The sequence below is a fragment of the Rhodococcus erythropolis R138 genome, from assembly GCF_000696675.2.
In the GTDB taxonomy this organism is placed as follows: domain Bacteria; phylum Actinomycetota; class Actinomycetes; order Mycobacteriales; family Mycobacteriaceae; genus Rhodococcus_F; species Rhodococcus_F erythropolis.
Genome location: NZ_CP007255.1, coordinates 4,312,675 through 4,335,957 on the forward strand (window position 1 = coordinate 4,312,675; position 23,283 = coordinate 4,335,957).

Below are 23,283 nucleotides of genomic sequence, written 5' to 3' on the forward strand. Positions count from 1 at the left end.
ATCACACAGTCGCGACGGTATCCGCGACCGGAGCCGATTCGGAAGCACCAGCGGAATCGAGCTCGAGAACCTTCGAGGACCAATCCCAGACCTGGTTGAACAGGCCTTCGTTGTCAGTGAGTTTGACGCCGATGGACGGAACCATCTCACGAAGCTTGCCCTTCCAACCCTGGAACTCGGTCGGGAAGCAGCGCTCGAGGACGTCCAGCATCGCCGGGACGGCCGTGGACGCACCGGGCGAAGCGCCGAGCAGGCCGGCGATGGAGCCGTCCTCAGCGGCGACCACAGCGGTACCGAATTCGAGGACGCCGCCCTTGCCCTTGGCACGGCGGATCACCTGGACGCGCTGGCCCGCGGTGATGAGCTCCCAGTCCTGAGCCTGCGCCTTGGGCGCGAATTCACGCAGATCCCAGATGCGACCGGCTTCGTTCTTGGCGAGTTCGCTGACCAGGTACTTGACCAGGCCGAGCTCGCTGACGCCGACGCCGAGCATCGAGAGGATGTTGTTCGGCTTGACCGAGCCGGGCAGGTCCGTGACGCGACCCTGCTTGAGGAACTTCGGCGACCATCCGGCGTATGGGCCGAACAGCAGACCCGGCTTGTTGCCGATGACACGGGTGTCGAGGTGCGGCACCGACATGGGCGGGGCGCCGACGGCAGCCTTGCCGTAGACCTTGGCGCTGTGCTGGTCGATGAGTTCGGGGTTGGTGCATCGCAGGAAAGCACCGCTGACCGGGAAGCCACCGAAGCCCTTGGCTTCCTTGATGCCGGACTTCTGCAGCAGGTGCAGGGCGCCGCCACCGGCACCGACGAACACGAAGCGCGAGCGAACGGTGCGCTTTTCACCGGTGCGACGGTTGGTGACCTTGACGGTCCAGGACTTGTCCGAGTTCTGGGTCAGGTTGGTGACCTCGTGGCCGAAGTACATCTTGCCGCCGGTCTTACCGATGTAGCCGATGAGCTGCTTGGTGAGCGCTCCGAAATCGACGTCGGTGCCGTCCTGGCTCCAGTTCAGGGCGATGGGATCGGAGAAGTCGCGTCCCTTGGCCATGAGCGGCAAACGCTCGCTGAACTCGGCCGGATCGTCGATGTACTCCATGCCGCGGAAGAGCGTGTGGCCGGCAAGTGCGTCGTAGCGAGCACGCAGGTACTTGGCGTTGGCCTCACCGTGAACGAAGCTCACGTGTGGGATGGGGTTGATGAATTCCTTGGGCTGGGTCAGGACGCCCTGCTCGACCGCGTGTGCCCAGAACTGGCGGGACACCTGGAACTGCTCGTTGACGTTGACGGCCTTCTTGATGTCGACCGTGCCGTCGGAGTTCTCCGGGGTGTAATTGAGCTCACACAGGGCGGAGTGACCGGTTCCCGCGTTGTTCCAGGGGTCGCTGCTCTCGGCTGCGACGGCATCGAGCCGCTCGAAGGTCGAGATCGACCAATCGGGCTGCAGCTGGCGCAGCAATGCACCCAGCGTGGCGCTCATGATGCCTGCGCCCACGAGCACTACATCCGTCTTCGTCTCTACCGCGTTCTGATTCGACACTGGAGAATCGACTTCCTTGTCATTAGCCGTGCGCGCATCCGCCTGCTGTGTTACGCCGAATAGGTTACCCGTGCGTACTCGCGCGGTTCACCACCCCCAATTGTGCTCTACAACGCGCACCCGAAACGACGATTAGATTGTGATTTGTGACTACTTGGGTTCCAGACGTCCTCGGTGACGGATATCAGCAGCTGACGATCCCGCTCGGAACGGATCCGGACGGCGAAGGCGAGGTGGACGCAACACTGGTCCGCTACCAACCGCGGAAGGAGGCGGTGAAGACACGTCGTGCCGTCTTGTACGTGCACGGATTCACCGATTACTTCTTCCAGAAGCACCTGGCCGAGCATTTTGCCGAGCAGGGCTACGCATTCTTCGCACTCGACCTGCGCAAGTGCGGGCGATCCCTCAAGCCGGGACACACGGCGCACTACGTCTCCGACCTTGCGCTCTACGACGCCGAACTGAACGAGGCGCTGCGCATCGTCCGCAGCGAGACCGACGGGAGCGAGGTGCTGCTCATGGCGCACTCGACCGGCGGTCTGATCGTTCCGCTGTGGCTGAACCGTTTGCAGCGCAAGCCCGGTGGCAGCGACGGCGCCGGAATCTGCGGGCTGGTGCTCAACAGTCCCTGGTTCGATCTTCAGGGCCCCTCGGTGGTGCGTAACGTGGGAACCACCGCGATCGACGCCCTCGGGCGGGTATCGGCGAAGACGGTGATCCCGGGAACCGGACTACCGACTTACGGTTCCAGCCTTCATGTTTCGGCAAACGGAGTGTGGGACTACAACCTCGACTGGAAGCCGCTGGCCGGCTGCCCCGTCACCTTCGGCTGGATGCGGGCCGTCCGAGCGGGTCACGCGAAACTTCACCGCGGCCTCGACATCGGAGTGCCTGCGCTGATTCTGCGCTCGAAGAAGTCGCAGTTCGCCAAGGCGTACAACCCGAGCGTCGACCTCGCCGATTCCGTTCTCGACGTCAAGCAGATCGCACGCTGGGCGGGTTGCCTCGGCGATCGCACCACCATCGTCCCGATCGACGGCGCCCGTCACGACGTGTTTCTTTCGACCGAGAAGCCCTTGGCCACAGCCTTTTCCGAACTCGACCTGTGGTTGGAGTGGCTCGACGGCCACCTCACTCCGGCCGCAGAAAGTTCGGCAAGCACAGCAAGCAACACACAGGAGATCGCGCAGTGACGCACTACGACCTTGCAATCATCGGCAGCGGATCCGGAAACTCGCTGCCCGACGAGCGGTTCGACGGCAAGAAGATCGCAATCCTCGAAGAGGGCACCTTCGGCGGAACGTGTCTCAATGTCGGGTGTATCCCGACCAAGATGTTCGTCTACGCCGCCGAGGTGGCACGCACCATCACCACTGCCGAGAAGTACGGCGTCGACGCCACGCTCGACGGCGTCCGTTGGTCCGACATCGTCAAGCGCGTCTTCGGCCGCATCGATCCCATTTCCGCAGGTGGTGAGCGGTACCGCAGCGAAGACAGTCCCAACACCACCGTCTACCGCGGCCACGCCACGTTCACCGGCGACAAGACGATCGACACCGGAACCGGCGAGACGATCACCGCCGACCAGGTGGTCATCGCTGCCGGTTCGCGTCCGATCATCCCGGAAGAGATCGCGTCGAGCGGTGTGACGTACTACACCAACGAAGACATCATGCGACTGCCCGAACTTCCCGAGCACCTGGTGATCGTCGGCTCCGGATTCATCGCCACCGAGTTCGCACACGTGTTCTCCGCGTTGGGTTCTCGCGTCTCGATCATCGGTCGCAGCCAGAGACTGCTGCGGCACCTCGACGACGAGATCTCCGAGCGTTTCACCGAGTTGGCCGAACAGAAGTGGGACGTCCATCTGGGCTCCCCCCTCACGTCGGTACGCGGCGACGGCGACAAAATCGCCGTCGAACTGGCAAACGGCACAGTCGTTTCCGGTGACGTCCTTCTCGTAGCAGTGGGCCGCCAGCCCAACGGCGATCTACTCGGTCTCGACAAGGCCGGCGTCGAACTCGACGACAAGGGCTCGATCGTGGTCGACGAATACCAACGCACCACCGCCGAGGGCGTCTTCGCACTCGGTGACGTCTCGTCGCCGTACCAGCTCAAGCACGTCGCCAACCATGAAGCGCGCGTTGTTCAGCACAACCTGCTTCAGGACGCTTGGAAGGACACGTCCGGGCTTCGCAGCACCGATCACCGCTTCGTGCCGGCAGCCGTGTTCACCGACCCGCAGATCGCCGACGTCGGAATGACGGAGAAGCAGGCTCGCGACGCCGAACTCGACATCACCGTCAAGGTGCAGGCATACGGCGACGTCGCGTACGGCTGGGCGATGGAGGATCAGGAGGGCATCTGCAAGGTGATCGCCGAACGCGGCACCGGACGCATCCTGGGTGCCCACGTCATGGGTACGCAGGCTCCGACCGTCATCCAGCCGCTCATTCAGGCGATGAGCTTCGGTTTGTCAGCTCAGGACATGGCACGCGGCCAGTACTGGATCCACCCGGCCCTGGCCGAAGTGGTCGAGAACGCGCTGCTCGGCCTCGACATCTGAGCCCCGCAGCCCTAATGACGCCGAAAAGGCGGGCACTCCGCGCAGTGGGAGTGCCCGCCTTTTCGTAGGTCAGAGTTTCACCAGGGGCTGGTACGCAGCACGATCTCGGTTGCGAGTTCGGCCGGTGCCGACTTGACGACGTCGTCGACACCCGGAAGTTCCGTCACGCGGAAGTCGGAGTACACGAAACGACCGCTGGCGTCGGCGATGGCCCGACCTCCACTGCCCACGACTACGGTGGTCGGAACCTCGACCGGCGGTACGCCGGCAATATCGCTCGCCGACGGATGTCCACGGTCCACGGCGATCAAACTCGCGAAGCGGCCGAACTGACGTGCAGCCAACAGCCACGCGAGATCGGCGCCCTCCCGGTGACCGACCAGATTCACCCAGGCGATGTTCAACTCGTCCAGAAGTACCACTGCCGAGGTCTCGTCGAGATTCTCGATCGATTCCACCGCGACGGTCCGCAGATCCGAATGGTGCAGTCGCTCACACACATCGTCGTACAAGTCGACGGGGTCGCCCTTGCCGGGGAGCAGGAGTACCGCATGCTTGCTGACCGGCCCGTCGATCCGAACGGTGCACGAACCACTGCCCACCGCTACTCGAGTCAATTCCATGTCTGGAAACGGTACGCGATCCACACTGTGGAGGACCCTGGAGTCGACAGAAGTATGACCACTCATACATTCTCACCACCGCCGGCGAGTCCGATTTGTTCGCTCTGCACCGCCTCTCCCCTGAGCGAAAGTGGCTTTCGGCGCATCTGAGGCGACCGACGTACCGTTCGCTCGAGGTGGGGGGTGGGCGAAGCAACGAGCGCCTGACCGGAGGAAGCGCCTCGGTCAGCCCCTCATTGCCGGCTGATCTCGGTTCCCGTCGACGTAACCAGCAGAACCAGTGCGTCCGCAGTGCGCGCGCAGAACGCGTCACCGTCGGCGAGGCCACTCGTGAGGCCCCGCACGATGGTGGTTGCAACGAGAATGTCGAAGGCCACATCGGCGGTCGACGCGATTTCCGCGTCGGACCGCTCGGGAAACTCGACACGCACGCGCTCGGCGAGCGCGAGCCGGGCCGGGTCTTCCGATCTCCGAACCAGTTGTTCGTAGGCGCCGTCTTCCTGATGGTAGGCCGACAGCAGGCCGGGAATCGCTGCGCGCGTTGCCGGTTCGGCAACTCTCGCGAGGAACCATCTCGTCCAGGCCTGCATGTCGTCACGCAAATTCGACGTGGTCACCGGTAGCGCAGCATCCTGCATTCCGAAGACCGCATCCTCGATGATGGATTCCTTGGTCGCCCAGCGCCGATAAATTGCGGCAGTGCCCAGTTGAGCCCGTCGCGCGATGGCTGTGATCGTGGTCTTCTGGTAACCCTGCTCCGCCAGCAACTCGCGGGCGGCGGTGAGAATGGCGTCGTCCACCTGCGGATCTCGAGGGCGCCCCACTCCGACGGTGCCGATGCGTCGATCTCTGCGTTCGTCCACAACTGCGGACAGTACCCGACCTGTTTCGCCGAAAACCATTACGTTGCGTAGCGCTCCGTAATAGATTGTGAACACCCCACTCCGTCGACACAAGGACCGACTGTGATCACACCGCACGACGAACTACTCATTCATCAACTCCCGACGACACTCGACCACGTCTCCCAAAGTGACCTGCGCTGGACCGAACGCATCGTGATGTACGGCTTCGACAAAACGGGCGAGATCAGCATCATGACGGGACTGGCCAAATACCCGAACCGCAACGTCCTCGACGCCTACGCGATGGTGACGCGCAAGGGTGAGGAAGCCCGCGTGGTGCGCCTGTCCACCGAGTTGAACCCTCAGAGCGGAGGACTGGCAGCGTGGAGTGTGGGGCCGTACACCTATGAAATCGTCGAACCACTCCGCCAGGTACGTTCCACGGTCGACGCAAACGAACACGGATTGAGCCTGCAACTCGACTTCCACGGCGACTTCCCGGTGTACGAGCAGACGGCAGCGTTCCATCGCACGCGCGGCCGCGTTCGCGAAGACGCCCGACGCTTCTACCAGAACGGCACCATCACGGGTTGGATCGAAATCGACGGCACCCGCATCGACATCGATCCCGACAACTGGTGGTTCGGCCGCGATCACTCGTGGGGCGTACGACACGGCGGTGGCGGCGGCAGTCTGTCCGAGGGCGCGAACCTGCAGCCGTCCGAGGTTCCGGACGGAGTCCTCTATTACATGGGGATATTCCAATTCGACGACGAGGTAGTGCATTTCGCGCAGCGCGAAACCAGTACCGGCGCGCGCTGGCAGTTCGAGGGCGAGGTGCTCTTCCCGATCGGTTCCGGCAAGGACGCGCTACCGATCATCGACGTCGAGCACGACCTGAAATTCCGTGACGACATGCGGGTGGTCGAATCCGGCACTTTCACCGTGCACCGAGCGGACCGGACCACCGATGTGATCGAGGTGAATCCAGTGTGCGATTTCTGGCCCGGACTGGCCGGTTACGACGAGTACCGGGGGTACGCCTCCGGCATGTACCGCGGCAAGGACTTCAGCGACAGCTTCACCGTCGACATCACGAACCTCGATGAAATCCGGCAGGTGAGCATGCTCAGCGAGACGCTGTGCGAGGTCCGCATGGGAGACAAAGTCGGATACGGGCTCGTGGAAATGGTCTTCATGGGCGTGAATCCCCGCTACGGGTACACCGATTGGAGCAACACACGGACAGGTACGAACAATGACTGACCGAACAGCCGCAGAAGACATCGCACCCGCCCTTGAACCACTTGTCCGGGAGCACATTCCGGGTACTCGGGGCGCCAAGATCGTCAACTTCAAGCGCACCGAACGCGGATTCTCGACGGAGACATACCTGTTCGACCTCGATGGCGCCACTGGCGAGTCGAGTGGTTTTGTTTTCCGGCGTCCACCGGAGGTTTCGCTGTTCCCCGACTACGATCTCCGCCGCCAGTTCCTCGTGACACAAAGGCTCGCGAAGTCCGACCTCGCAGTCCCCCACGTTCGGTGGATCGACAGCGGCGACAACCCACTCGGCAGCCCCTACTACGTCATGGACCGCATCGGTAATGCCGAGGCGCCCAGCGACTTTCCGTCGTATCACAGTGCCGGAACATACTTCGAAGCCGATGAGGCAGGCCGAGCGAAGATGTGGTGGGGATGCGTCGAGACGATTGCGCAGATTCATCGCTTGGACCCGGACAAGCTCGAACTCGGATTCCTCGCCTACCCCAAGTTCGGCACCCATCCGGTCGAACAGGCGGTGAACTACCTCGACTGGGCCGTTCGTTGGGCATCGCCGGACCTACCGCCGATATTCGACAAAGCACTGGCCTGGCTGAGGGAGAATATCTACCAACCCGAACATGTGACACTGTGCTGGGGCGATGCCCGGATGTCGAACATCCTCTATGGTCCGGACCAGTCGATCGCCGGGGTTCTCGACTGGGAGATGGCCTACCTCGGCGATCACGAGGCCGACCTCGCCTGGCTGTTGTTTCTCGATTGGGCGTGTAGCGAATTCGAGGGACACACACCTTTGCCAGGCACTCCCAGCCGAGAAGAGACCATTGCCCGCTACGAGGAACTGACCGGCTGGAGGGTCGAGAACCTTTTGTTCAACGAGGTACTCGCTGCGGTTCTACTCGCTGTTCCGCTCCTGCGCCTGTCCACGCATCTCCAACTCGGCGAACATACGGATATCACCGCGTTCTGCAAACATCGTCTCGAACAGTTGCTGCTAGACGCGTAGTCGTCCGCGTGTGATTTTCCGCAAGGCTCCCGAATCATTCCGACGGGATTTCCTGCCACTCGGCGGACAAGCGCGAAACCCACACAGGCGTGCGCCGTTCCATTAATGCACGAACACCTTCCACCGCGTCCGGCTTCCCCATGACGCGTAGATGCAGGTCCGTTTCGATGGCCGCCACCGTCTCTGGTCGACAGCTGCTGCTCTGGCTCTGCCAGAGCAGTCGCTTCGAGAGTGCCACCGACATCGGTGCAGTGTTCGTCGCAATGTCTCGGGCGATCACCAACGCCGCCGAAAGGACTTCGTCAGCGGGCAGGCAACGGCTACCCAACCCGAGCGCGATTGCCTCGGCTCCGTCGAACGTCCTTCCAGTCAAAAGGATGTCGGCGGCCACAGCCATTCCGGCGATGCGCGGAACCGTCCAATGCGCCATCGCATCCGGCAACACACCGAGGCGAACCTGCGGAATTGCATACTTGGCGTCAGCTGCAAAGATTCTGATATCGGCCTGCATCGCGATGGTGAGGCCGATTCCGATCGCATGTCCGTTCACCGCTGCGATGACCGGCTTTCGCAACTCGAACGCCGGCGGATCCACCGGTGATGACGAAAACTGCTCGCCGTCAGGTGAATCGAAGGTGCCGGCGCCGTCGCCAAGATCTGCACCCGCGCAGAATGCTGGTGGCGCACCGGTCAGCACGATCACGCGAACGGAATCGTCTTCGTCGAGCTTTCGGTACGCCTGCCCCAATTCTCGACCCATGCGCTTGTTGAAGGCATTCCGTTTGTCAGGCCTGTCGAGGGTCACGACGGCAACGCCGCCGTCCACCGAAACCGAGATCATTGCCCCACCGCTTCCGTCCCGACGGCGTCGGCCGGATGCGCAGCCAGGACGTACAGAGATCGTGCGAGGGCATCTACAAAGCGGTCCTGACCCTCGAGCCCACGGGTCAGCCCCTGCATTGTCGTCGTTCCGGCCAGCAGATCGAACAAGAACATCGCGTCTGCACCTGCCGGGATCTCACCACGCCTCACCGCGTCGTCCAGCAGATCCTGAAACGCTGCACGAACCGGCGCACCGATAGCCAACAGACGTTGTCGCGCCTCCGCCGTCCGCGAATCGGCAAGCAGGCCAGGAACTCCGGCCCGCGCCGCGGGGCGGGCAGCGCGGACCAGGAAGATGTGCACCCACGTCGTCAGATCCACCCGCAAATCACCGGTCGACCGAGGCAACGGATGTCCGCCCGGTCCATGCACTGCTTCTTCGATCAGGGCTTCCCGTGACGACCAGCGACGGTAGATGGCCGGCGTATTGACACCGGCAGTCCTGGCAATCGCCGAAATGGTCGTCTGCTGATACCCGACTTCGGCCAGCAGTGTGCGAGCTGCAAGCAGCACAGCCTCGTCCTTGCCTGGGTCGCGTGGTCGTCCGATACGGGCGGGAGACTCGGTTTTCACCATTACATATTAACTCGTAACGTTATCTCCTACCTGAACGAACGCAGTTCAGGTGCCGGACGGCTTGGGGAGCCTCGTCATTCCGTAGACGTGATCAGCGCGCACCGTGAGGATCTGTCGACGCTCCGCAACCATTGCTTCGCGGTACTCCTCCCAATCAGGATGCTCCTGACCGCTGATGTCCCGGTACAGCTCGACCAGTGCGTCAGACACTTCGTCGTGAGGATCGGCCGCGACGGGTGTCACCACGGCAAGTCCTTCGATCACGGCGTAGCTCCAGAAGTCGGGCGCGCTGACGTGAAGGGAAACCCGCGGATCGCGGATCGCATTTTTACTCTTGGCGCGATCGGCTGTGATGGACACGGAAGCCGTCTTCGACTCGACGTCCCAGCGGTAAATGATGTTGGACAACTGTGGGCGGCCGTCACGCTTGACGGTTGCCAGCACGCCTTGTTTTCCCTGGGCCACGAGTGCGAACAACGCGTCGTCGGTGTCTGTGTCATTGCTCATATCTGCACCAACGACGCCGTGCGGCCGGTTTGTTCCGGAGGCAGTCCAGTTCGAAGATCGCGGACCGCAATCGCGCGATGTCTCTTCCCCCGATGGACGACAGCGGACAAAGATGGTCGACATGGCAACTTCTCACGACATCCTCCGACTGACTGCGTTCAGTTCGGATCCGGCCGGCGGTAATCCCGCCGGCGTGCTGCTCGACGCCCGCGGACTCGACGACCCCGAATTACAATCCGTTGCAGCCGAAGTCGGGTATGCCGAGACGGCGTTCCTCATCGAACCGGAACTCGGAGGCAACCCGCGCCACAGCCGGATCCGGTACTTCTCCCCTATCGCCGAAGTACCGTTCTGCGGTCATGCCACTATTGCGACGGCCATCGCTCTCACCGAGCGAGACGGCGACGGAACCTTCACATTCGAAACACCGATCGGACCGGTATCCATCGACACGGCGACCGACGAGGACGGAAGGTCGACTGCGACCTTCATCAGCGTCGAACCGTCGGTCTCGCCGATCGATCACGCCGTGCTGACAGCGCTGCTCGGGCTCATCGGCGTCGATTCGTCTGCGCTCGACGCGCGGTATCCCGCAATGCTTTCGTACGCCGGCAACACTCACCCGATCGTCGTACTTCGTGATCAGTCGACATTCGACGAGTTCACCTTCGATCCATCCGCAATGCGAATTCTGATGGACGCGCAGGGGTGGGCCGGCACGGTGACAATCCTGCATCCCCTCGACGACAACACCTTCGAAGCCCGAAATCTGTTTCCGGTGGGAAACATCGTCGAGGATCCCGCAACCGGGTCCGCAGCGGCGTCGACCGGCGGTTACCTGCGCAAACTCGAACCCGCGGCCACTCCGCGGCGGATCACCATCCACCAGGGCCGACACGTCGGGCGTCCCAGTGTGCTCGAGGTCGACATCCCAGTCGACGGCGGTATCTCGGTCACCGGCACCGCAGTGCCCGTCGTCAACGGGCAATAGTCAACCTCAGCGATGAGTTTCTGCCCGCCGGCGGGTCTATTCACCAGAGCGACGTCACAAGACCATCGCATCGAGCCGGGAGAACACCATGTCTGCAATCACGTCAACCGCACACAACCTCCACGTCACCAAGCCACGTGCCGTACTCGGCGCCACGGTAATTGCTCTCGTCGTCAATCTGATCCTGTGGTTGATCGGCCTCGCATTGGGCGGATCCTTCGAGATGACAGATCAGGGAAAGCCGGCGAGCGTCGCGCCTGGTGGGGTCATCACATTGACGGTGGTGCCACTGCTGGTCGGTTTGTCGGTCGCAATGTTGATCTCACTGAAGTGGGAGCCGATCATCCGCATCGCCCAGATCGTGGGGGCAGTCGTGGCGCTCGGCACCATCGCTCTGACCATTGCCGCAGACTTCGACGCCGCCAGCACGGTCATGCTCGCGCTGATGCACGTGGTTGTCGCCGCGGGCGTCGTCGTCGCGCTCGAGGCTGTACGTCGGTCCCCCTCGAACTAGACAGCGGTAGGCGGCGCCGAATACGTCTCGACGATCTCGGCTGCCACGTCGCGCAACCGGGTATTCGTCGTCTGAGACTGCTTGCGCAGCATGTGAAATGCGGTGTCGGCGTCGATCCGATGGATGGCCATCAGCATGCCTTTGGCCTGTTCGATCGGCGCCCGGGTCTCGAGCGCACGTTGCAAGGCATCAGCCACCGCCTTGGCGGACTTGAAACGAGAGAAGTCGCCGATCGCGCGTGAGACCGTTGTCGTGAGAATCTCCATGACATCCGCGTCGACCCGGTCGAATGCCGCTGAGGCGCGTCCGTACAGGTTGAACGAACCCAGTCGCTGATCCGGCGTGAAGAGCGGCGCCGCGAGAAAGGACTTGATCCCTTCGTCCTTCGCCGCCGCCGCGAACCGCGGCCAGCGTTCCGCGCTGGTCTCGGCATCGACGACAACGGTTTCACCGGTTCGAGCGGCGTGCAGACATGGTCCGTCGCCGGCGTCGTATTGCTCGATGTCGACACGCAGAGTCCGCGAATCGGTATGAACGGCGGTGTAGGTCTGCCCGGCCAGATCGATGGTGACGCCGATGCTGTCGGCGCCCTCGATGGCGTCGTTCGCGATTTCGACGGCGCGCTGGAGCAAAACCACGAGTTCGTCCTCGTCGCCGATACTTCCTCCGAGCGCTGCCAGCAACTCCCGGACCGCGCTTGCAGTCAGCCGAGTTTCCGCAGCCTCGACGGCGACGTCAGCACCCGTTGCCGTCGCATCGTCCGGCATTACCGACGGCACCGAATCCTCGGTTCTCGGGTCGAAGCCTCTGGGGTCGAAAGCGGTATCCACGACGAAGCATTCTTCCAGCTACCCGGGCCGTCAGGAGAGTGAGTTCGGTGACAGAACCCGGCAAACCGCCGAGTCGTCATCGCCATCGGTCGAGCGCGAGACCCAGATTCCGCCTCGCCCGAGTGTGTTGGCCACGAACCGCGTCCGGACTCAGTTCCAGGACAACTGCGATCTGTGGATACGTCATGCCCTCCACTTCCCGCAAGACCCAGGCGGCGCGCTGACGCAGCGGTAGACGATCGAGTTCGGCTTCAAGAGCGTCGAGAAATGCTGTGCCGCATACTTCCTCGCTCGGATCGCGCAATCGAGTATCGACTTCGTCCCGAAGTCCGTCCACATCGGCGGCGCAGGAGCCGACTTTTCGATGGACATCCGCGATCTTGCGAGAGCAGATCGCGAACAACCAGGTCTTGATGCTCGAGCGCCGCTGAAACCCCGGAAGTTGGCGCCAGGCGGCAACGCAGGTTTCCTGGACGATGTCGTCGACGTCACTCTCACTGGTGACGAGTCGACGGGCAAATCGATACAAGTGCGGGCCGTATCGGCGAACGATGACGTCGAAGGCCGCATGATCGCCGAGCATTGCCGAGTCGACCAGCACCTCGTCACTGAAGTCGGTAAGCAAGCCGTCGAATTGATCTGTCACCGCGCACACTCCTACTAGGGAGCCGTCGCGGGAGTGAGGCCTGGCTATTCTACCGCGTCCACGTCGACGCCCGCGGGAGCGCTCTCAGGCTTCGAGTGCGGAGGCAATGACGGGAAGCCCGATCGGCGCCCCACCGTTGATCAGTTTCTCGAGTAGATCCTGATCGAGGTGCTGCTCGACGAGATCAGCGAGAAGGTCGAGTTGTTGTTCTCGCACCGCGGCAACCGAGGTGTCGGGTGCAGCAACAAAACCGGGAACCGCGATCTCACGCAGCAGGCTGCGCCGAAAGTCGTCACTTTCCAGGAGACCATGCCAGTGTGTCCCTCGAACAGACCCTCGCACACTACCTTCCGGCACACCGCCCGAGTCCGCCAGCAATGGACGGTCCCCGTTGTGCACGACGCGTCCGTGATGAATCTCGTACCCCGACAACGAGATACCGTCGGCGGAACCGGTTACCTGCGCCAGCACTTTGTCCGAAGCGAATTCGATGTCGAGGTCCAGCAGACCGAGTCCTGCGGTGATCCCTGATCCTGATTCGACCTCGTCGACGATCGAATTACCCAGCATCTGGTATCCGCCGCAGACTCCCAGCACCGCCTGCCCGCGGCCCGCTCGGGCGATGATCTCGTCAGCCAGGCCGGTACTCCGCAACCACTCGAGGTCACTCACGGTGGACTTACTACCGGGGATCACCACGAGGTCTGCGTCGCGGATCCGCGACGGATCGGTCACCCACGAAACTGCCACGCCCGGTTCACATGCCAGCGCCTCGACATCCGTCGAGTTGGAGATGCGGGGGAGCCGAACCGCAGCAACGGTGAGCCAGGCCGAACCGACGGGTGGGCCAGGGCGCCCTACCGGGGCGTTGCCGGTGACGCCAAGCGAATCCTCGGCGTCGAGCCAAAGATCGTCGGCAAACGGGATCACTCCGAGAGTGGGTCGACCGGTGAGGCTGCGCAGTTGATCCAGTCCGGGTTCCAACAGTGCAACGTCACCGCGGAATTTGTTGATCACAAATCCCGCGATCAATGCCTGGTCGCTCGGCGAGAGCACAGCAACGGTCCCGAACAGATGGGCCAGGACGCCGCCGCGATCGATGTCACCGACGACGACGACCGGAATCTGCGCAGCCTCAGCCAATCCCATGTTGGCAAGATCCGTTGCGCGCAAGTTGATTTCGGCCGGTGAACCGGCGCCTTCACAGATCACGACGTCGAACTCGGATCGAAGCGATTCGAGATCTTCGGCCACGACGGCGCGAAGCCACTGCCGATGCTGCATGTAATCGCGAGCACCCACCGTGGTCATCGCCTTGCCCCGAACGACCAGTTGCGAAGTGCGATCACTCCCCGGCTTGAGCAGCACGGGATTGAATCGAACACTCGGCTCCAGACCGCATGCCCGCGCCTGAAGTGCCTGCGCACGGCCGATCTCTCCGCCGTCCAGCGTGACCACGGAGTTGTTCGACATGTTCTGTGCCTTGAACGGCGCCACTCGGACGCCTCGACGCGCCAACATGCGACACAATCCGGCTACCAGAACGCTCTTGCCTGCGTCGGAAGTAGTGCCGGCTACCAGCAGAGCGCCGCGCATCGCCGAACTCAAGGCAGGGTGAGAATCTCTGCACCGGTCTCGGTGACCACCAAGGTGTGCTCGAACTGCGCCGTCCACTTACGGTCCTTGGTGACGACGGTCCAGCCGTCCTCCCAGATCTCGTAGTCGATACCACCGAGGTTGATCATCGGTTCGATCGTGAAGACCATGCCCGGTTCGATGATCGTCTCGACCGCGGGCTCGTCGTAGTGCAGGATCACGAGGCCGTTGTGGAAGGTCTCGCCGATTCCGTGTCCGGTGAAGTCCCGGACGACGCCGTACCCGAACCGATGGGCGTAGGACTCGATGACGCGTCCGATCACGTTGAGCGCGCGGCCGGGCTTGACGGCTTTGATGGCCCGCATCGTTGCCTCGTGTGTGCGCTCGACGAGCAAGCGGTTCTCTTCGGACACGTCACCGGCGAGGAACGTCGCATTGGTGTCCCCGTGCACTCCGTTGATGTATGCGGTGACGTCGATATTGACGATGTCTCCGTCCTGGATCACGGTCGAGTCGGGGATTCCGTGGCAGATCACCTCGTTGAGAGACGTGCAGCACGACTTGGGAAAGCTCTTGTAGCCCAACGTCGACGGGTATGCGCCGTGGTCGAGCATGAACTCGTGTGCGATGCGGTCGAGCTCGTCGGTCGTGACACCGGGAGCGACAGCCTTGCCGGCTTCCTGCAGCGCGCCGGCAGCGATCTTGCTGGCGATGCGCATCGCCTCGATCGTCTCCGGCGTCTGAACCCAGGGCTCGTTGCCCTCTTTGGCGGTCGGCTTCCACGCGTACTCGGGCCGCTCGATCTTCGAGGGCACAGCGAGGACGGGAGAGACGGTTCCAGGGACCAATGGCGTACGCACAGACATGCAGAACAGCCTAGACCTCGCGTCGCGCGTCAGCCGGATGCACTCCAGTTCCGGAAAACCGGATCGACGAGAATTCTGATGGGGGTCGACATCGTCTGTCCGAATTCCTCGAAGAGCTTGTCGCGAGATTCGAAGGTGCCCAGATCACGGTCGACGAATTCGGAGAAGTCCAAGCAATCGCACGAAATTGATTTGCCCCAACTGATCGGAGCGCGTCCGATCGCGTCGAACAGTGTCTCCTCGCCGGTATTCGTGAACGGTTCGAGCGCTGAGACCACCGCAGGTGAAACGATCTCGGAGATGTCCTGCCAGCGTCCGTCGACCAGAAATTCCGGCCACGCCAGCAGCACTGACTTCGGAATCACCGCATGTAGACGCCGAAATCTCGGGTACCAGAACTCCCCACGAAGTACGAGACCGCGAACTCGGGTGGCGATACCTCGGCGGCGAGCCAACGCTTCGACGATAGCCAGTCTCTGACTGCAGGATCCGCGTCCTCGGCTCAATGTCACCGAGACGGGTTGCCGGTCGTCGAGGCCGTACACCGGCCGAATATTTGCAGCGACGCTGCGATGCGCCGACACCAGGAACTCCTGCGCCGACTGGATCGCACCTTCTGCAATGTCCTCGTAGAGGCGAGCCACGTCATCGTGGCCCCAGTCGAGAATCGGCGTCGCGGTTATATCGCCACCGGACACATCGTGGCGGATGTCACCTTGGCGGATTCCGCCGAGCAGCACGCACGTCATGTCTCAACCGTAGTGCGCGACCGGAATCGGTGGAGCCTGACAGAATCCGAACCGTGAAGAAATGGCTCCTGTTGATCACCGCGATCCTGACCGAGGTGTCTGCGACTCTGTCTCTGCGCGCGGCCCTCGATCACCCCGCCTGGTACGTCGTGGTCGTCGGCGGATATCTCGCAGCATTCACCGCGTTGTCGTTCGTCCTGCGGGAGGGCATGGGACTCGGTGTTGCATACGGAATCTGGGGCGCAACCGGAGTTGTCCTGACCGCGGTGTTCGCGACTTTCCTTTTCGGCGACCCCCTGACAGCCACGATGGGCGTCGGCATTGCCCTGGTCATCGGCGGAGTCCTCTGCGTTGAACTCGGTTCCCAGGTTGCTGCCGACAGCGGGCCGGCGGACCCGGCATGACTTTCGTATTTCTGATCGCTGCAATTATTTCCGAGGTCACCGCGACGTTGTCACTACGGATGGCGTCGCAGGACGGCAGCGACAAACGATGGCTCGCGGTTGTCACCGTGGGGTACCTCGCCGCTTTCGCTTTCCTCACGCTCGCACTCGACGCGGGCCTGACAATCGGCGTTGCGTACGGCATCTGGACTGCTTGCGGGGTGGCGCTGACAGCAATCGCATCCCGCATTCTCTTTCGCGAACCGCTGACCAAGCTCATGATCGTGGGGATCGGCCTTATCGCGGCAGGCGTGCTTCTCATCGAACTCGGTGCGGGCCACTGAGCCCAGCAAACAAGGTGTAAGGTTTACCTAACTTTGCTTTGGAGGTAGTCCGCGGTGCCGATCCCTGCCCTTCGTGAAATCGACGGTGGCCTCCACCTGTCGGATTCCGACCGCCACACTCCGATGGCGCGCGCCGTCCCGGCGCCGTTCCAACTGACGACGTACATCGTCGAGACCGACCACATCACCCAGTGGCCACAGCACGCTCATGCCGAGCACGAACTCATCTGGTCCGACCGCGGCGTCGTCAACATGATCATCGACAATCAACTCTGGACCGTCACGCCCGGCGTCGGCCTGTGGATCCCTCGCGGGGTCCTCCACGAAGGTCAGGCCAATCCCCACGTCGCATTCCGCGCCACTCTCTTCACCCCCGAGTTGTGGACTCCCGCCTGGAACGAACCGTGCATCGTGACGTTGAGTGAGGCAGCCCGGGTACTGCTGATACACCTCGCCCATACCGGAATGCCTGCAGAACAACGCCTTCGGGCACAGCAGGTCTGTGTCGATCTCCTCACCCCGGCATCGGCACCTCACTTCGACGTACCGATCCCCCGCGATCCCCGGCTTCGACAACTCGTCGACAAAGTGTTGTCGGATCCCGCCGACGATCGGTCACTCGACCAGTGGGCGCACGTTCTCAACCTCAGCCGACGCACGGTCACCCGGATTTTTGCCGCGGAACTTGCGCTGAGTTTTGCGCAATGGCGCACTCTGGTTCGCATGAGTACAGCGCTGGGCATGCTGGGGACCGGGATGAGTGTGAACGCCGTCAGCCGTCGAGTCGGGTACGGGACGTCGAGCTCGTTCATCGCTGCTTTTCGTAAGACGGTCGGCTACACCCCTGGCAATGCGCTCGCCGCTGTCAACTGACTCGAGCCTGACCTGTTGTCGACATCTGCTGGCCCCTTCGCTACACGCACGCGCCCTACATTCACTTAGGTAAGCCTGCTCTCATGTGCGTACCGCGCTGAGTCGTGCAAGCACTTCCCCGATCTATCCCGAGGAGTTTCGCGTGTTCAGATCTGCCCGTCAGAGAATTCGTCCCCAACGGAAGAGGCGAATTGTCGTTGCGCTGATGGTGGCGGCCGCACTGCCTCTGACCGCCTGCACGCAGTCGTCATCGGACGCCCAGGAAAATAGTTCGTCGGCATCTGCTGTCGAGGACGGCGCATACCCCGTCACGATCGAGCACGCATTCGGCGGCACCACCATCGACAAGGAACCGACCAGGATCCTCACCCTCGATTCCGCAGCGGCCGACACTGTCATCGCCCTCGGCGTCACTCCGATTGCAATGCAGAAGGACTCGTGGGCCGGCGACGCCGACGGCTTCCTCCCGTGGACGCGCGCGGAACTCGAGAAGTCGGGCCAGCCGCTGCCCACACCGGCGCCGTACTACTCCGACAGCGGTGAGCTTCTGTTCGAGCAAATCCTCAATGCCGCACCCGACCTGATTCTGGCCCCGTACTCCGGTTTCTCCGAGCAGGACTATCAGCGCCTGAGCTCGATCGCCCCGACACTCCCCTACGACACCAAGCCGTACCAGCCGAGTTCGTGGCAAAACCTCGCCACCGATGTCGGCAAGGCCTTGGGGCGCCCGGCCCAGACCGCGGATTTGATCAAGTCCGTCGAAAAGACGGTGGAAGAGTCGAAGACCAGCCATCCTGAATTCAATGGAGTCACGTTCGCCTTCGGGTCCTACATCCGCGAAGGCGAAACCGAGACCGCCATCTACGGCCCGGACGATCCGCGCGTGAAGTTCGTCGAAAACCTCGGGCTCACAGTTGCTCCCGACGTGGTCAACGGTGCCAAGAACTTTGCAGGCGACTCGTTCCTGTTCGGCATCAGCATGGAAAAGCTCGACACGATAAACACCGACGTATATCTCGGATGGGCAAGCGATCAGTCGGAAGTCGACAGCACGTTGGCCAACACCCTGTTCGCACGGTGGCCGGTTATCGCCAACGGGAAGGACTTGTGGATCACCGACAATCGCCTGACAGCCGCCACCATGTACGTCAGCGTTTTGAGCGTTCCATGGGCAACTGACGAGCTGGTCCCCCAGTTGACCGAACTGGTTGCGAAGTAGCAGCTCGGCCCTCCTGATCAGAGACTTGTAGGCCACTCACTGCGCAGCGTTGCAAAAACCACAGTGTCGGTCCACTCGTTCTTGATCCACGCGTTCTGCCGAAAATGCGCCTCTCGCCGCAACCCGATTCGCCGCGCGAGTCGCGCCGAGGATTCGTTTCTCGCATCCATCTGCGCGACCACGCGGCGCAATCGGGGTGTCGCGAAGACCAGGTCGATCAGAGCGGTCACAGCTTCCGTCGCGAACCCTCGGCCGCCGAAGTCGGGCGAGAATGCCCACCCGACTTCGGCGGTGCGCTCGGTGTCGACAGCGTCCCCTGATTCGTCGACTAGCCATGCACTCACGCTTCCGACAACCCGGCCCTCGTATCCGACAACAAGAGCCACCGCGCCCGCTGCCAGGTCGCGGCGAGACATTCTGGTCTGCACTGCCTCTCGCGCATCGTCCGGGCTCCAGGGTTCGTTGAACAAATACCGGCACACGTCGCTACGCCCGTAGAAGGTGAGAAGGTCCTGATGATCGCCGGGACGGTAGGTACGAAGCACCAGTCGATCCGTCCGAATTGTTACCGGCGCAGTCGTCGGCGTCATGCCTGCGTCCTCCACATCCATGCCGTCACGGTAGATCCTCTCGGATTCGTGGGCGAGCGAATATCGCGAGGATATCCAGCGCTCAATGTTTGATTTGCCCCGTGGCGGGATACTTCACCACCGTAAATAGTCGCAATACGGAGTTACGCCAGGCAATTTCGCACTTGATACCAAGGGGCGGTCATGGCCGAGGAATCACTGGTCAAGCAAGGTGTGGCAAAAGGAAGCGCGCTGGGCGGAGCCGTTCTTCTCGTCACCGTCGGCGTGCTCGAAATTCTCCAAGGCATCTCGGCGATATCCAAAGACGATGTGACCGTCGTCGGCCCTGAATACGCGTACCAATTCGACCTCACCTCCTGGGGATGGATTCACCTCGTACTCGGCGTGCTCGTCACCGCTGTCGGAATCATGCTCTTCACCGGCGCGACGTGGGCACGGGTAGGCGCGATAATCTTCTGTTCGCTGTCGATCCTCGCGAATTTCCTGTGGCTACCCCACTCTCCGTGGTGGTCGATCACCATCATCGCGCTCGACGTATTCGTCATCTGGGCTGTCGCGACATGGAATCCCGACGTGATCTGAGGTCTCGACTCCGGATCCACCCATCGAATTCAGCGTTTTCATCTGTGCGGCAGCAGTTTCCCTCCGGAGAGGAACATGATGGCAAACGGCACGAACGACGGCCCACTCCAGGAGGACGAACGTGCCGAACTATCCAGGTTGCGGCAAGAGGTTGCAACGCTCCGCGAGCAGACTCCCAGCGCCCGCGAAACGACCGTCGAGCAAGTCTCCCGGCCACCTCGACACGGACTGCGGTGGACTGCCGTGGCGATACTGCTGGTGTTGGTCGCGCTCCTTGCCGTCTTGTCCGTGACCACCCGCTTCACCCGTAGTCAGATACTCGACACGGACCGCTACGTCAGTACGGTCGCGCCACTGGGCGAGAATCCCGCCGTGCAGGCCGAGATCACGAATCAGATCACCGACGAGATCTTCGATCGTGTCGACGTCGAGGGGCTCACCACCGACGCACTCACCGCACTGACCGACGTGTCAAATCTTGCGGCCAACGCGCCGCGTCTAGATCAAGCCGTAGTGGGGTTGGCACCGGTGATCGCCGGCCAGGCAAAGAGCTTTGTTCACGACACGGTGGGCTCGCTCGTTCGGTCACAACAGTTCGAGGACTTGTGGATTCAAGCGAACCGATCGGCGCACAACGCACTGGTCTCGGTCATGACCGGAGATTACGGCCCCAATTCCGTCGAAGTCGATCAGAGCGGAACCGTCAGCATTTCGCTCAGTACGATCATCGACAGGGTCAAAGCAGCTTTGATCGACCGCGGCTTCGCCTTCGCAGACAAAATCCCCTCCGTGGACAAGGAATTTGTTCTCTTCCAGTCCCCCGAGCTCGTGAAGGCTCAGCGAGCCGTCTCGGCACTCGACAAGGTCTCAGCGGTGTTGCCGTGGTTGGGAATCGCTTGCGCGGCAGCCGCTGTCGCCGTTGCGCCAACCGGTCGCAGGCTCCGCGCACTGTCCCTGGTCGGCTTGTCGATTGCGTTGGGAATGCTGGTTCTCGCGATCGGAATTCTCATCGGACGCGCAATCTACCTCGACAGTGTGCCCACCGATATCCTCTCGCCAGACGCCGCGACTGCCGTCATCGACACAGTTCTGGTACCACTGCGCACGAGCCTGCGAGCGGTTGCGGTCCTCGGCGTGGTGGTCGGGCTCGGCGCCTACCTGGTCGGTGGGTCGTCGTCGGCGATCGCCGTTCGACGAGGCTACGGGCAGGCATTGGACTTCGTCCGGCATTCTTCAAGCGGCCGTACGCCAAATCAGGTGGAGCGGTGGGCCAATCAGCTTCGTGTTCCGCTGCGCTGCGCCATCATCGGCATCGCCGCATTGTTGCTGCTCTTCTGGCGCTACCCCACCGGTTTGGTCGTGGGTTGGATCGTCGTCATTGCGCTGGTTGCACTCGTAGCTCTCGAAGTGCTGGTTCGTCCCGCACGCGCCGCCGCGCAGGACGCCCGGCCTGACGACGCCGGAACCGACGACGCCAGGCCTGGGGCAGAAGATACGAAAACTACGCCAGCGCCTTTGCCTTGATTGCCTGGAATTCCTCTTCGTTAATCGCGCCGGAGTCGAGAAGCTCTCTGGCGTCGGCGATCTGCTGAGTCGGAGACCTACCGGCGACGGTTCGAATGTAGTCACTCTGCGCGTGTATGTGCTGTTGAGCGGCCTCCATCGACCGCCGAGTCATTCCGTCATTCTTGACAACCACGTAGATCATCGCGGACAAGAATGGAATGACGAAGAGGAAAATCATCCACAACGCCTTGGCCCAACCCGAAGTCTCGTGATCACGGAACAAGTCGGTGATGATCGAGAACAACACGCTCAAATACGCCACAAAGGCAAAGCAGACGAAGATGAACCAGAAGAATTCCCAGAAACCTTCCATGTCAACGCTCCTTGTACTCGGTTTACACATAAGGAGTTCGGGAGGCTGACATTCCGCGCCTGAAATCTGCAGTCGGCCAAAACTCCCTGGTCCAAGGTCATTTCAGTATGCGCCGACGACGTCCGTTCCGGCTACAGTTCGAGAGGGTTCAGCACTGCGGACCGTTCATCCATTATCGGAATCACGATCATCCGGTTCGAGATCTCGTGTCTGGCCGCCTTTTCGACAAGGAGAGGCACGAAATCACGTATCCGACACCCCGCAAAACGTTGGTGAATTGTTCGCACTCTGTTTTCGATCTCCGGTGGAGGAACATTCGGATACCGGGAAATCAGGCGAGTGATCACCCGCTCGACGTGGAGCAACTCTTCGTCGCCAGTCATCAATTAATACTCGCGCCGATCGCTGACACCGTCAAGACTCGAAACGGGCTCGAAAACAACACGATTCGAGTCGCGATCCCGGAGAGAATAGGTTGACCGAATACGGGGCATACACATACGAGCGGACGATGCCCCGCGCGCTCACGTCTCCAAGGAGTGGAAGTGGGAAAGAACGCTCGGATTCTTCACGACGACGCGGCACTCGTCGCAGAAAAACCGATGAAGAACAAGGTATACCGCCACGAACTCAAGCCGATGCACGGTGAGCTCGTGGCTTTGCAGGAGTGGGTCAAATCGTCTGGCGCCAAGGTCTGCATCGTGTTCGAAGGCCGAGATACCGCGGGGAAGGGCGGAGTAATCAAAGCCATCACCGAACGCGTGAGTCCACGAGTGTTCCGGGTGGTTGCTCTACCGGCGCCGACCGAGCGAGAGCATTCGCAGATGTATGTCCAGCGCTACGTCCCACATCTCCCGGCGGCGGGCGAGATCGTCATCTTCGACCGAAGTTGGTACAACCGTGCCGGAGTCGAACGAGTGATGGGCTTTTGCACCGAAGAACAGGCTCATCAATTTCTCCAGCTCATTCCGACCGTCGAACGCGCGATCGTGGAATCGGGAGTCATCCTGCTCAAGTACTGGCTCGAGGTCAGCGAAGAACAGCAGCTCTTACGTCTGCAAAGCCGGATCGACGATCCTCGAAAGATCTGGAAGCTGTCGAATCTCGATCTGAAGTCGTTCAGTCATTGGTACGACTACTCGCGTGCTCGCGATGAGATGTTTCGCTTCACCGACACCGGCTGGGCGCCCTGGTATGTCGCGAACAACGACGACAAGAAACGCGGACGACTCAACATCATCAGTCACATTTTGAGTCAGATCCCCTACGAGCCCGTGCAATCCACTGACATCACCCTGCCGAAACGGCAGAAGGCCCACGGCTACCAGACGCCCAAACAACCGCTTCACTGGATTCCGACCCGGTATTGACGATCGCCAAGGAAAGGAC

27 protein-coding genes are annotated in these 23,283 nt (G+C 61.9%); 13 read left to right on the forward strand and 14 right to left on the reverse strand.

What is annotated here, in order from left to right:
• Position 1: 1 nt before the first annotated feature.
• The gene (mqo, locus tag H351_RS19730) at positions 2–1,540 is read right to left on the reverse strand and encodes a malate dehydrogenase (quinone) (protein WP_020907417.1); all 1,539 of its coding nucleotides are present in this window, start codon (positions 1,538–1,540) and stop codon (positions 2–4) included.
• Positions 1,541–1,686: 146 nt separating this feature from the next.
• On the opposite strand from mqo, the gene H351_RS19735 reads away from it, so the two are divergent.
• Together H351_RS19735 and mtr are read left to right on the forward strand one after the other, a co-directional pair.
• A complete protein-coding gene (locus tag H351_RS19735; RefSeq protein WP_020907416.1) occupies positions 1,687–2,736 on the forward strand; it encodes an alpha/beta hydrolase in 1,050 nt (349 codons plus the stop codon).
• Complete coding sequence (mtr, locus tag H351_RS19740; protein ID WP_021333011.1) at positions 2,733–4,109, forward strand: mycothione reductase; 1,377 nt, start codon at positions 2,733–2,735, stop codon at positions 4,107–4,109. The genes H351_RS19735 and mtr overlap by 4 nt, the downstream gene beginning before the upstream one ends.
• Positions 4,110–4,186: 77 nt before the next feature.
• Here the strand turns inward: mtr and H351_RS19745 are convergent, their stop codons facing one another.
• Both H351_RS19745 and H351_RS19750 read right to left on the reverse strand, forming a co-directional pair.
• The gene (locus H351_RS19745; protein WP_003942671.1) at positions 4,187–4,732 is read right to left on the reverse strand and encodes an alpha/beta fold hydrolase; all 546 of its coding nucleotides are present in this window, start codon (positions 4,730–4,732) and stop codon (positions 4,187–4,189) included.
• Positions 4,733–4,965: 233 nt separating this feature from the next.
• Entirely contained in the window at positions 4,966–5,595 is a 630-nt protein-coding gene (locus tag H351_RS19750; protein WP_244891375.1) for a TetR/AcrR family transcriptional regulator, read from the reverse strand.
• A 102-nt stretch (positions 5,596–5,697) separates the two neighbouring features.
• Here H351_RS19750 and H351_RS19755 point away from each other — a divergent pair, with 102 nt between their 5' ends.
• Both H351_RS19755 and H351_RS19760 read left to right on the forward strand, forming a co-directional pair.
• A complete protein-coding gene (locus tag H351_RS19755) occupies positions 5,698–6,843 on the forward strand; it encodes an Rv3169 family protein (protein ID WP_029255165.1) in 1,146 nt (381 codons plus the stop codon).
• Positions 6,836–7,867 (forward strand): phosphotransferase family protein, encoded by a 1,032-nt coding sequence (locus tag H351_RS19760; RefSeq protein ID WP_029255164.1) that lies wholly within the window; start codon positions 6,836–6,838, stop codon positions 7,865–7,867. Before H351_RS19755 ends, H351_RS19760 begins: the two co-directional genes overlap by 8 nt.
• A gap of 34 nt (positions 7,868–7,901) precedes the next feature.
• Here H351_RS19760 and H351_RS19765 read toward each other — a convergent pair whose 3' ends face one another.
• The 3 genes from H351_RS19765 to H351_RS19775 are packed head-to-tail and all read right to left on the reverse strand — an operon-like array spanning position 7,902 to position 9,832.
• Entirely contained in the window at positions 7,902–8,708 is an 807-nt protein-coding gene (locus tag H351_RS19765; RefSeq protein WP_020907411.1) for an enoyl-CoA hydratase/isomerase family protein, read from the reverse strand.
• Positions 8,705–9,325, reverse strand: coding sequence for a TetR/AcrR family transcriptional regulator (locus tag H351_RS19770; RefSeq protein ID WP_020907410.1), 621 nt, complete (start codon positions 9,323–9,325; stop codon positions 8,705–8,707). Before H351_RS19770 ends, H351_RS19765 begins: the two co-directional genes overlap by 4 nt.
• Positions 9,326–9,370: 45 nt before the next feature.
• A complete protein-coding gene (locus H351_RS19775; protein WP_020969381.1) occupies positions 9,371–9,832 on the reverse strand; it encodes a PPOX class F420-dependent oxidoreductase in 462 nt (153 codons plus the stop codon).
• Positions 9,833–9,953: 121 nt separating this feature from the next.
• Between H351_RS19775 and H351_RS19780 the strand changes: the two genes are divergently transcribed.
• A complete protein-coding gene (locus H351_RS19780; protein WP_229756819.1) occupies positions 9,954–10,823 on the forward strand; it encodes a PhzF family phenazine biosynthesis protein in 870 nt (289 codons plus the stop codon).
• An 88-nt stretch (positions 10,824–10,911) separates the two neighbouring features.
• On the forward strand, positions 10,912–11,337 hold the full coding sequence (locus H351_RS19785) for a DUF6069 family protein (RefSeq protein WP_029255162.1): 426 nt from the start codon (positions 10,912–10,914) through the stop codon (positions 11,335–11,337).
• On the opposite strand, the gene H351_RS19790 is transcribed toward H351_RS19785, so the two are convergent.
• The 5 genes from H351_RS19790 to H351_RS19810 form a co-directional block, all read right to left on the reverse strand.
• Entirely contained in the window at positions 11,334–12,167 is an 834-nt protein-coding gene (locus H351_RS19790; RefSeq protein ID WP_019748033.1) for a GAF and ANTAR domain-containing protein, read from the reverse strand. The two genes, H351_RS19785 and H351_RS19790, sit on opposite strands and share 4 nt — an antisense overlap.
• Before the next feature lie 76 nt (positions 12,168–12,243).
• Positions 12,244–12,813 (reverse strand): RNA polymerase sigma factor, encoded by a 570-nt coding sequence (locus H351_RS19795; protein WP_020969378.1) that lies wholly within the window; start codon positions 12,811–12,813, stop codon positions 12,244–12,246.
• An 84-nt stretch (positions 12,814–12,897) separates the two neighbouring features.
• The gene (locus H351_RS19800; protein WP_029255161.1) at positions 12,898–14,409 is read right to left on the reverse strand and encodes a cobyric acid synthase; all 1,512 of its coding nucleotides are present in this window, start codon (positions 14,407–14,409) and stop codon (positions 12,898–12,900) included.
• Positions 14,410–14,417: 8 nt separating this feature from the next.
• Positions 14,418–15,275 (reverse strand): type I methionyl aminopeptidase, encoded by an 858-nt coding sequence (map, locus tag H351_RS19805; RefSeq protein WP_007734970.1) that lies wholly within the window; start codon positions 15,273–15,275, stop codon positions 14,418–14,420.
• A gap of 29 nt (positions 15,276–15,304) precedes the next feature.
• Complete coding sequence (locus tag H351_RS19810; protein WP_020907403.1) at positions 15,305–16,024, reverse strand: transglutaminase domain-containing protein; 720 nt, start codon at positions 16,022–16,024, stop codon at positions 15,305–15,307.
• A gap of 53 nt (positions 16,025–16,077) precedes the next feature.
• Here H351_RS19810 and H351_RS19815 point away from each other — a divergent pair, with 53 nt between their 5' ends.
• The 4 genes from H351_RS19815 to H351_RS19830 all read left to right on the forward strand — a co-directional run bounded on the left by H351_RS19815 (position 16,078) and on the right by H351_RS19830 (position 18,843).
• Positions 16,078–16,428 (forward strand): DMT family transporter, encoded by a 351-nt coding sequence (locus tag H351_RS19815; RefSeq protein ID WP_019748028.1) that lies wholly within the window; start codon positions 16,078–16,080, stop codon positions 16,426–16,428.
• Positions 16,425–16,751 carry a DMT family transporter gene (locus tag H351_RS19820; RefSeq protein WP_019748027.1) on the forward strand — a complete coding sequence of 109 codons (327 nt, stop codon included), beginning with the start codon at positions 16,425–16,427 and terminating at the stop codon, positions 16,749–16,751. The genes H351_RS19815 and H351_RS19820 overlap by 4 nt, the downstream gene beginning before the upstream one ends.
• 54 nt (positions 16,752–16,805) lie before the next feature.
• On the forward strand, positions 16,806–17,624 hold the full coding sequence (locus tag H351_RS19825) for a helix-turn-helix transcriptional regulator (RefSeq protein WP_019748026.1): 819 nt from the start codon (positions 16,806–16,808) through the stop codon (positions 17,622–17,624).
• A gap of 142 nt (positions 17,625–17,766) precedes the next feature.
• On the forward strand, positions 17,767–18,843 hold the full coding sequence (locus H351_RS19830) for an ABC transporter substrate-binding protein (protein ID WP_020907401.1): 1,077 nt from the start codon (positions 17,767–17,769) through the stop codon (positions 18,841–18,843).
• 17 nt (positions 18,844–18,860) lie between these two features.
• On the opposite strand, the gene H351_RS19835 is transcribed toward H351_RS19830, so the two are convergent.
• Positions 18,861–19,454, reverse strand: a complete 594-nt coding sequence (locus H351_RS19835; RefSeq protein WP_021333024.1) for a GNAT family N-acetyltransferase — start codon at positions 19,452–19,454, stop codon at positions 18,861–18,863.
• A 162-nt stretch (positions 19,455–19,616) separates the two neighbouring features.
• Here H351_RS19835 and H351_RS19840 point away from each other — a divergent pair, with 162 nt between their 5' ends.
• The gene (locus tag H351_RS19840; RefSeq protein ID WP_019748023.1) at positions 19,617–20,015 is read left to right on the forward strand and encodes a DUF7144 family membrane protein; all 399 of its coding nucleotides are present in this window, start codon (positions 19,617–19,619) and stop codon (positions 20,013–20,015) included.
• Positions 20,016–20,093: 78 nt separating this feature from the next.
• The gene (locus H351_RS19845) at positions 20,094–21,539 is read left to right on the forward strand and encodes a hypothetical protein (RefSeq protein ID WP_029255159.1); all 1,446 of its coding nucleotides are present in this window, start codon (positions 20,094–20,096) and stop codon (positions 21,537–21,539) included.
• On the opposite strand, the gene H351_RS19850 is transcribed toward H351_RS19845, so the two are convergent.
• Complete coding sequence (locus H351_RS19850) at positions 21,517–21,894, reverse strand: SHOCT domain-containing protein (protein ID WP_020969370.1); 378 nt, start codon at positions 21,892–21,894, stop codon at positions 21,517–21,519. The two genes, H351_RS19845 and H351_RS19850, sit on opposite strands and share 23 nt — an antisense overlap.
• 131 nt (positions 21,895–22,025) lie before the next feature.
• A complete protein-coding gene (locus H351_RS32580) occupies positions 22,026–22,277 on the reverse strand; it encodes a three-helix bundle dimerization domain-containing protein (RefSeq protein WP_019748020.1) in 252 nt (83 codons plus the stop codon).
• Between the two features lie 219 nt (positions 22,278–22,496).
• Here H351_RS32580 and ppk2 point away from each other — a divergent pair, with 219 nt between their 5' ends.
• The gene (ppk2, locus tag H351_RS19860) at positions 22,497–23,264 is read left to right on the forward strand and encodes a polyphosphate kinase 2 (protein ID WP_153212522.1); all 768 of its coding nucleotides are present in this window, start codon (positions 22,497–22,499) and stop codon (positions 23,262–23,264) included.
• Positions 23,265–23,283: the final 19 nt, after the last annotated feature.

What these genes read in the sequence shown, in the direction of transcription:
- H351_RS19810 (WP_020907403.1), bottom strand. Translation starts at nt 16,024, where the DNA reads ATGACGTGCGTGCTGCTCGGCGGAATCCGCCAAGGTGACATCCGCCAC.
- H351_RS19770 (WP_020907410.1), bottom strand. Translation starts at nt 9,325, where the DNA reads ATGGTGAAAACCGAGTCTCCCGCCCGTATCGGACGACCACGCGACCCA.
- H351_RS19775 (WP_020969381.1), bottom strand. Translation starts at nt 9,832, where the DNA reads ATGAGCAATGACACAGACACCGACGACGCGTTGTTCGCACTCGTGGCC.
- H351_RS19845 (WP_029255159.1), top strand. Translation starts at nt 20,094, where the DNA reads ATGGCAAACGGCACGAACGACGGCCCACTCCAGGAGGACGAACGTGCC.
- H351_RS19850 (WP_020969370.1), bottom strand. Translation starts at nt 21,894, where the DNA reads ATGGAAGGTTTCTGGGAATTCTTCTGGTTCATCTTCGTCTGCTTTGCC.
- H351_RS19780 (WP_229756819.1), top strand. Translation starts at nt 9,954, where the DNA reads ATGGCAACTTCTCACGACATCCTCCGACTGACTGCGTTCAGTTCGGAT.
- H351_RS32580 (WP_019748020.1), bottom strand. Translation starts at nt 22,277, where the DNA reads ATGACTGGCGACGAAGAGTTGCTCCACGTCGAGCGGGTGATCACTCGC.
- H351_RS19745 (WP_003942671.1), bottom strand. Translation starts at nt 4,732, where the DNA reads ATGGAATTGACTCGAGTAGCGGTGGGCAGTGGTTCGTGCACCGTTCGG.
- H351_RS19820 (WP_019748027.1), top strand. Translation starts at nt 16,425, where the DNA reads ATGACTTTCGTATTTCTGATCGCTGCAATTATTTCCGAGGTCACCGCG.
- H351_RS19785 (WP_029255162.1), top strand. Translation starts at nt 10,912, where the DNA reads ATGTCTGCAATCACGTCAACCGCACACAACCTCCACGTCACCAAGCCA.
- H351_RS19840 (WP_019748023.1), top strand. Translation starts at nt 19,617, where the DNA reads ATGGCCGAGGAATCACTGGTCAAGCAAGGTGTGGCAAAAGGAAGCGCG.
- H351_RS19765 (WP_020907411.1), bottom strand. Translation starts at nt 8,708, where the DNA reads ATGATCTCGGTTTCGGTGGACGGCGGCGTTGCCGTCGTGACCCTCGAC.
- map (WP_007734970.1), bottom strand. Translation starts at nt 15,275, where the DNA reads ATGTCTGTGCGTACGCCATTGGTCCCTGGAACCGTCTCTCCCGTCCTC.
- H351_RS19800 (WP_029255161.1), bottom strand. Translation starts at nt 14,409, where the DNA reads ATGCGCGGCGCTCTGCTGGTAGCCGGCACTACTTCCGACGCAGGCAAG.
- ppk2 (WP_153212522.1), top strand. Translation starts at nt 22,497, where the DNA reads ATGAAGAACAAGGTATACCGCCACGAACTCAAGCCGATGCACGGTGAG.
- H351_RS19835 (WP_021333024.1), bottom strand. Translation starts at nt 19,454, where the DNA reads ATGGATGTGGAGGACGCAGGCATGACGCCGACGACTGCGCCGGTAACA.
- H351_RS19760 (WP_029255164.1), top strand. Translation starts at nt 6,836, where the DNA reads ATGACTGACCGAACAGCCGCAGAAGACATCGCACCCGCCCTTGAACCA.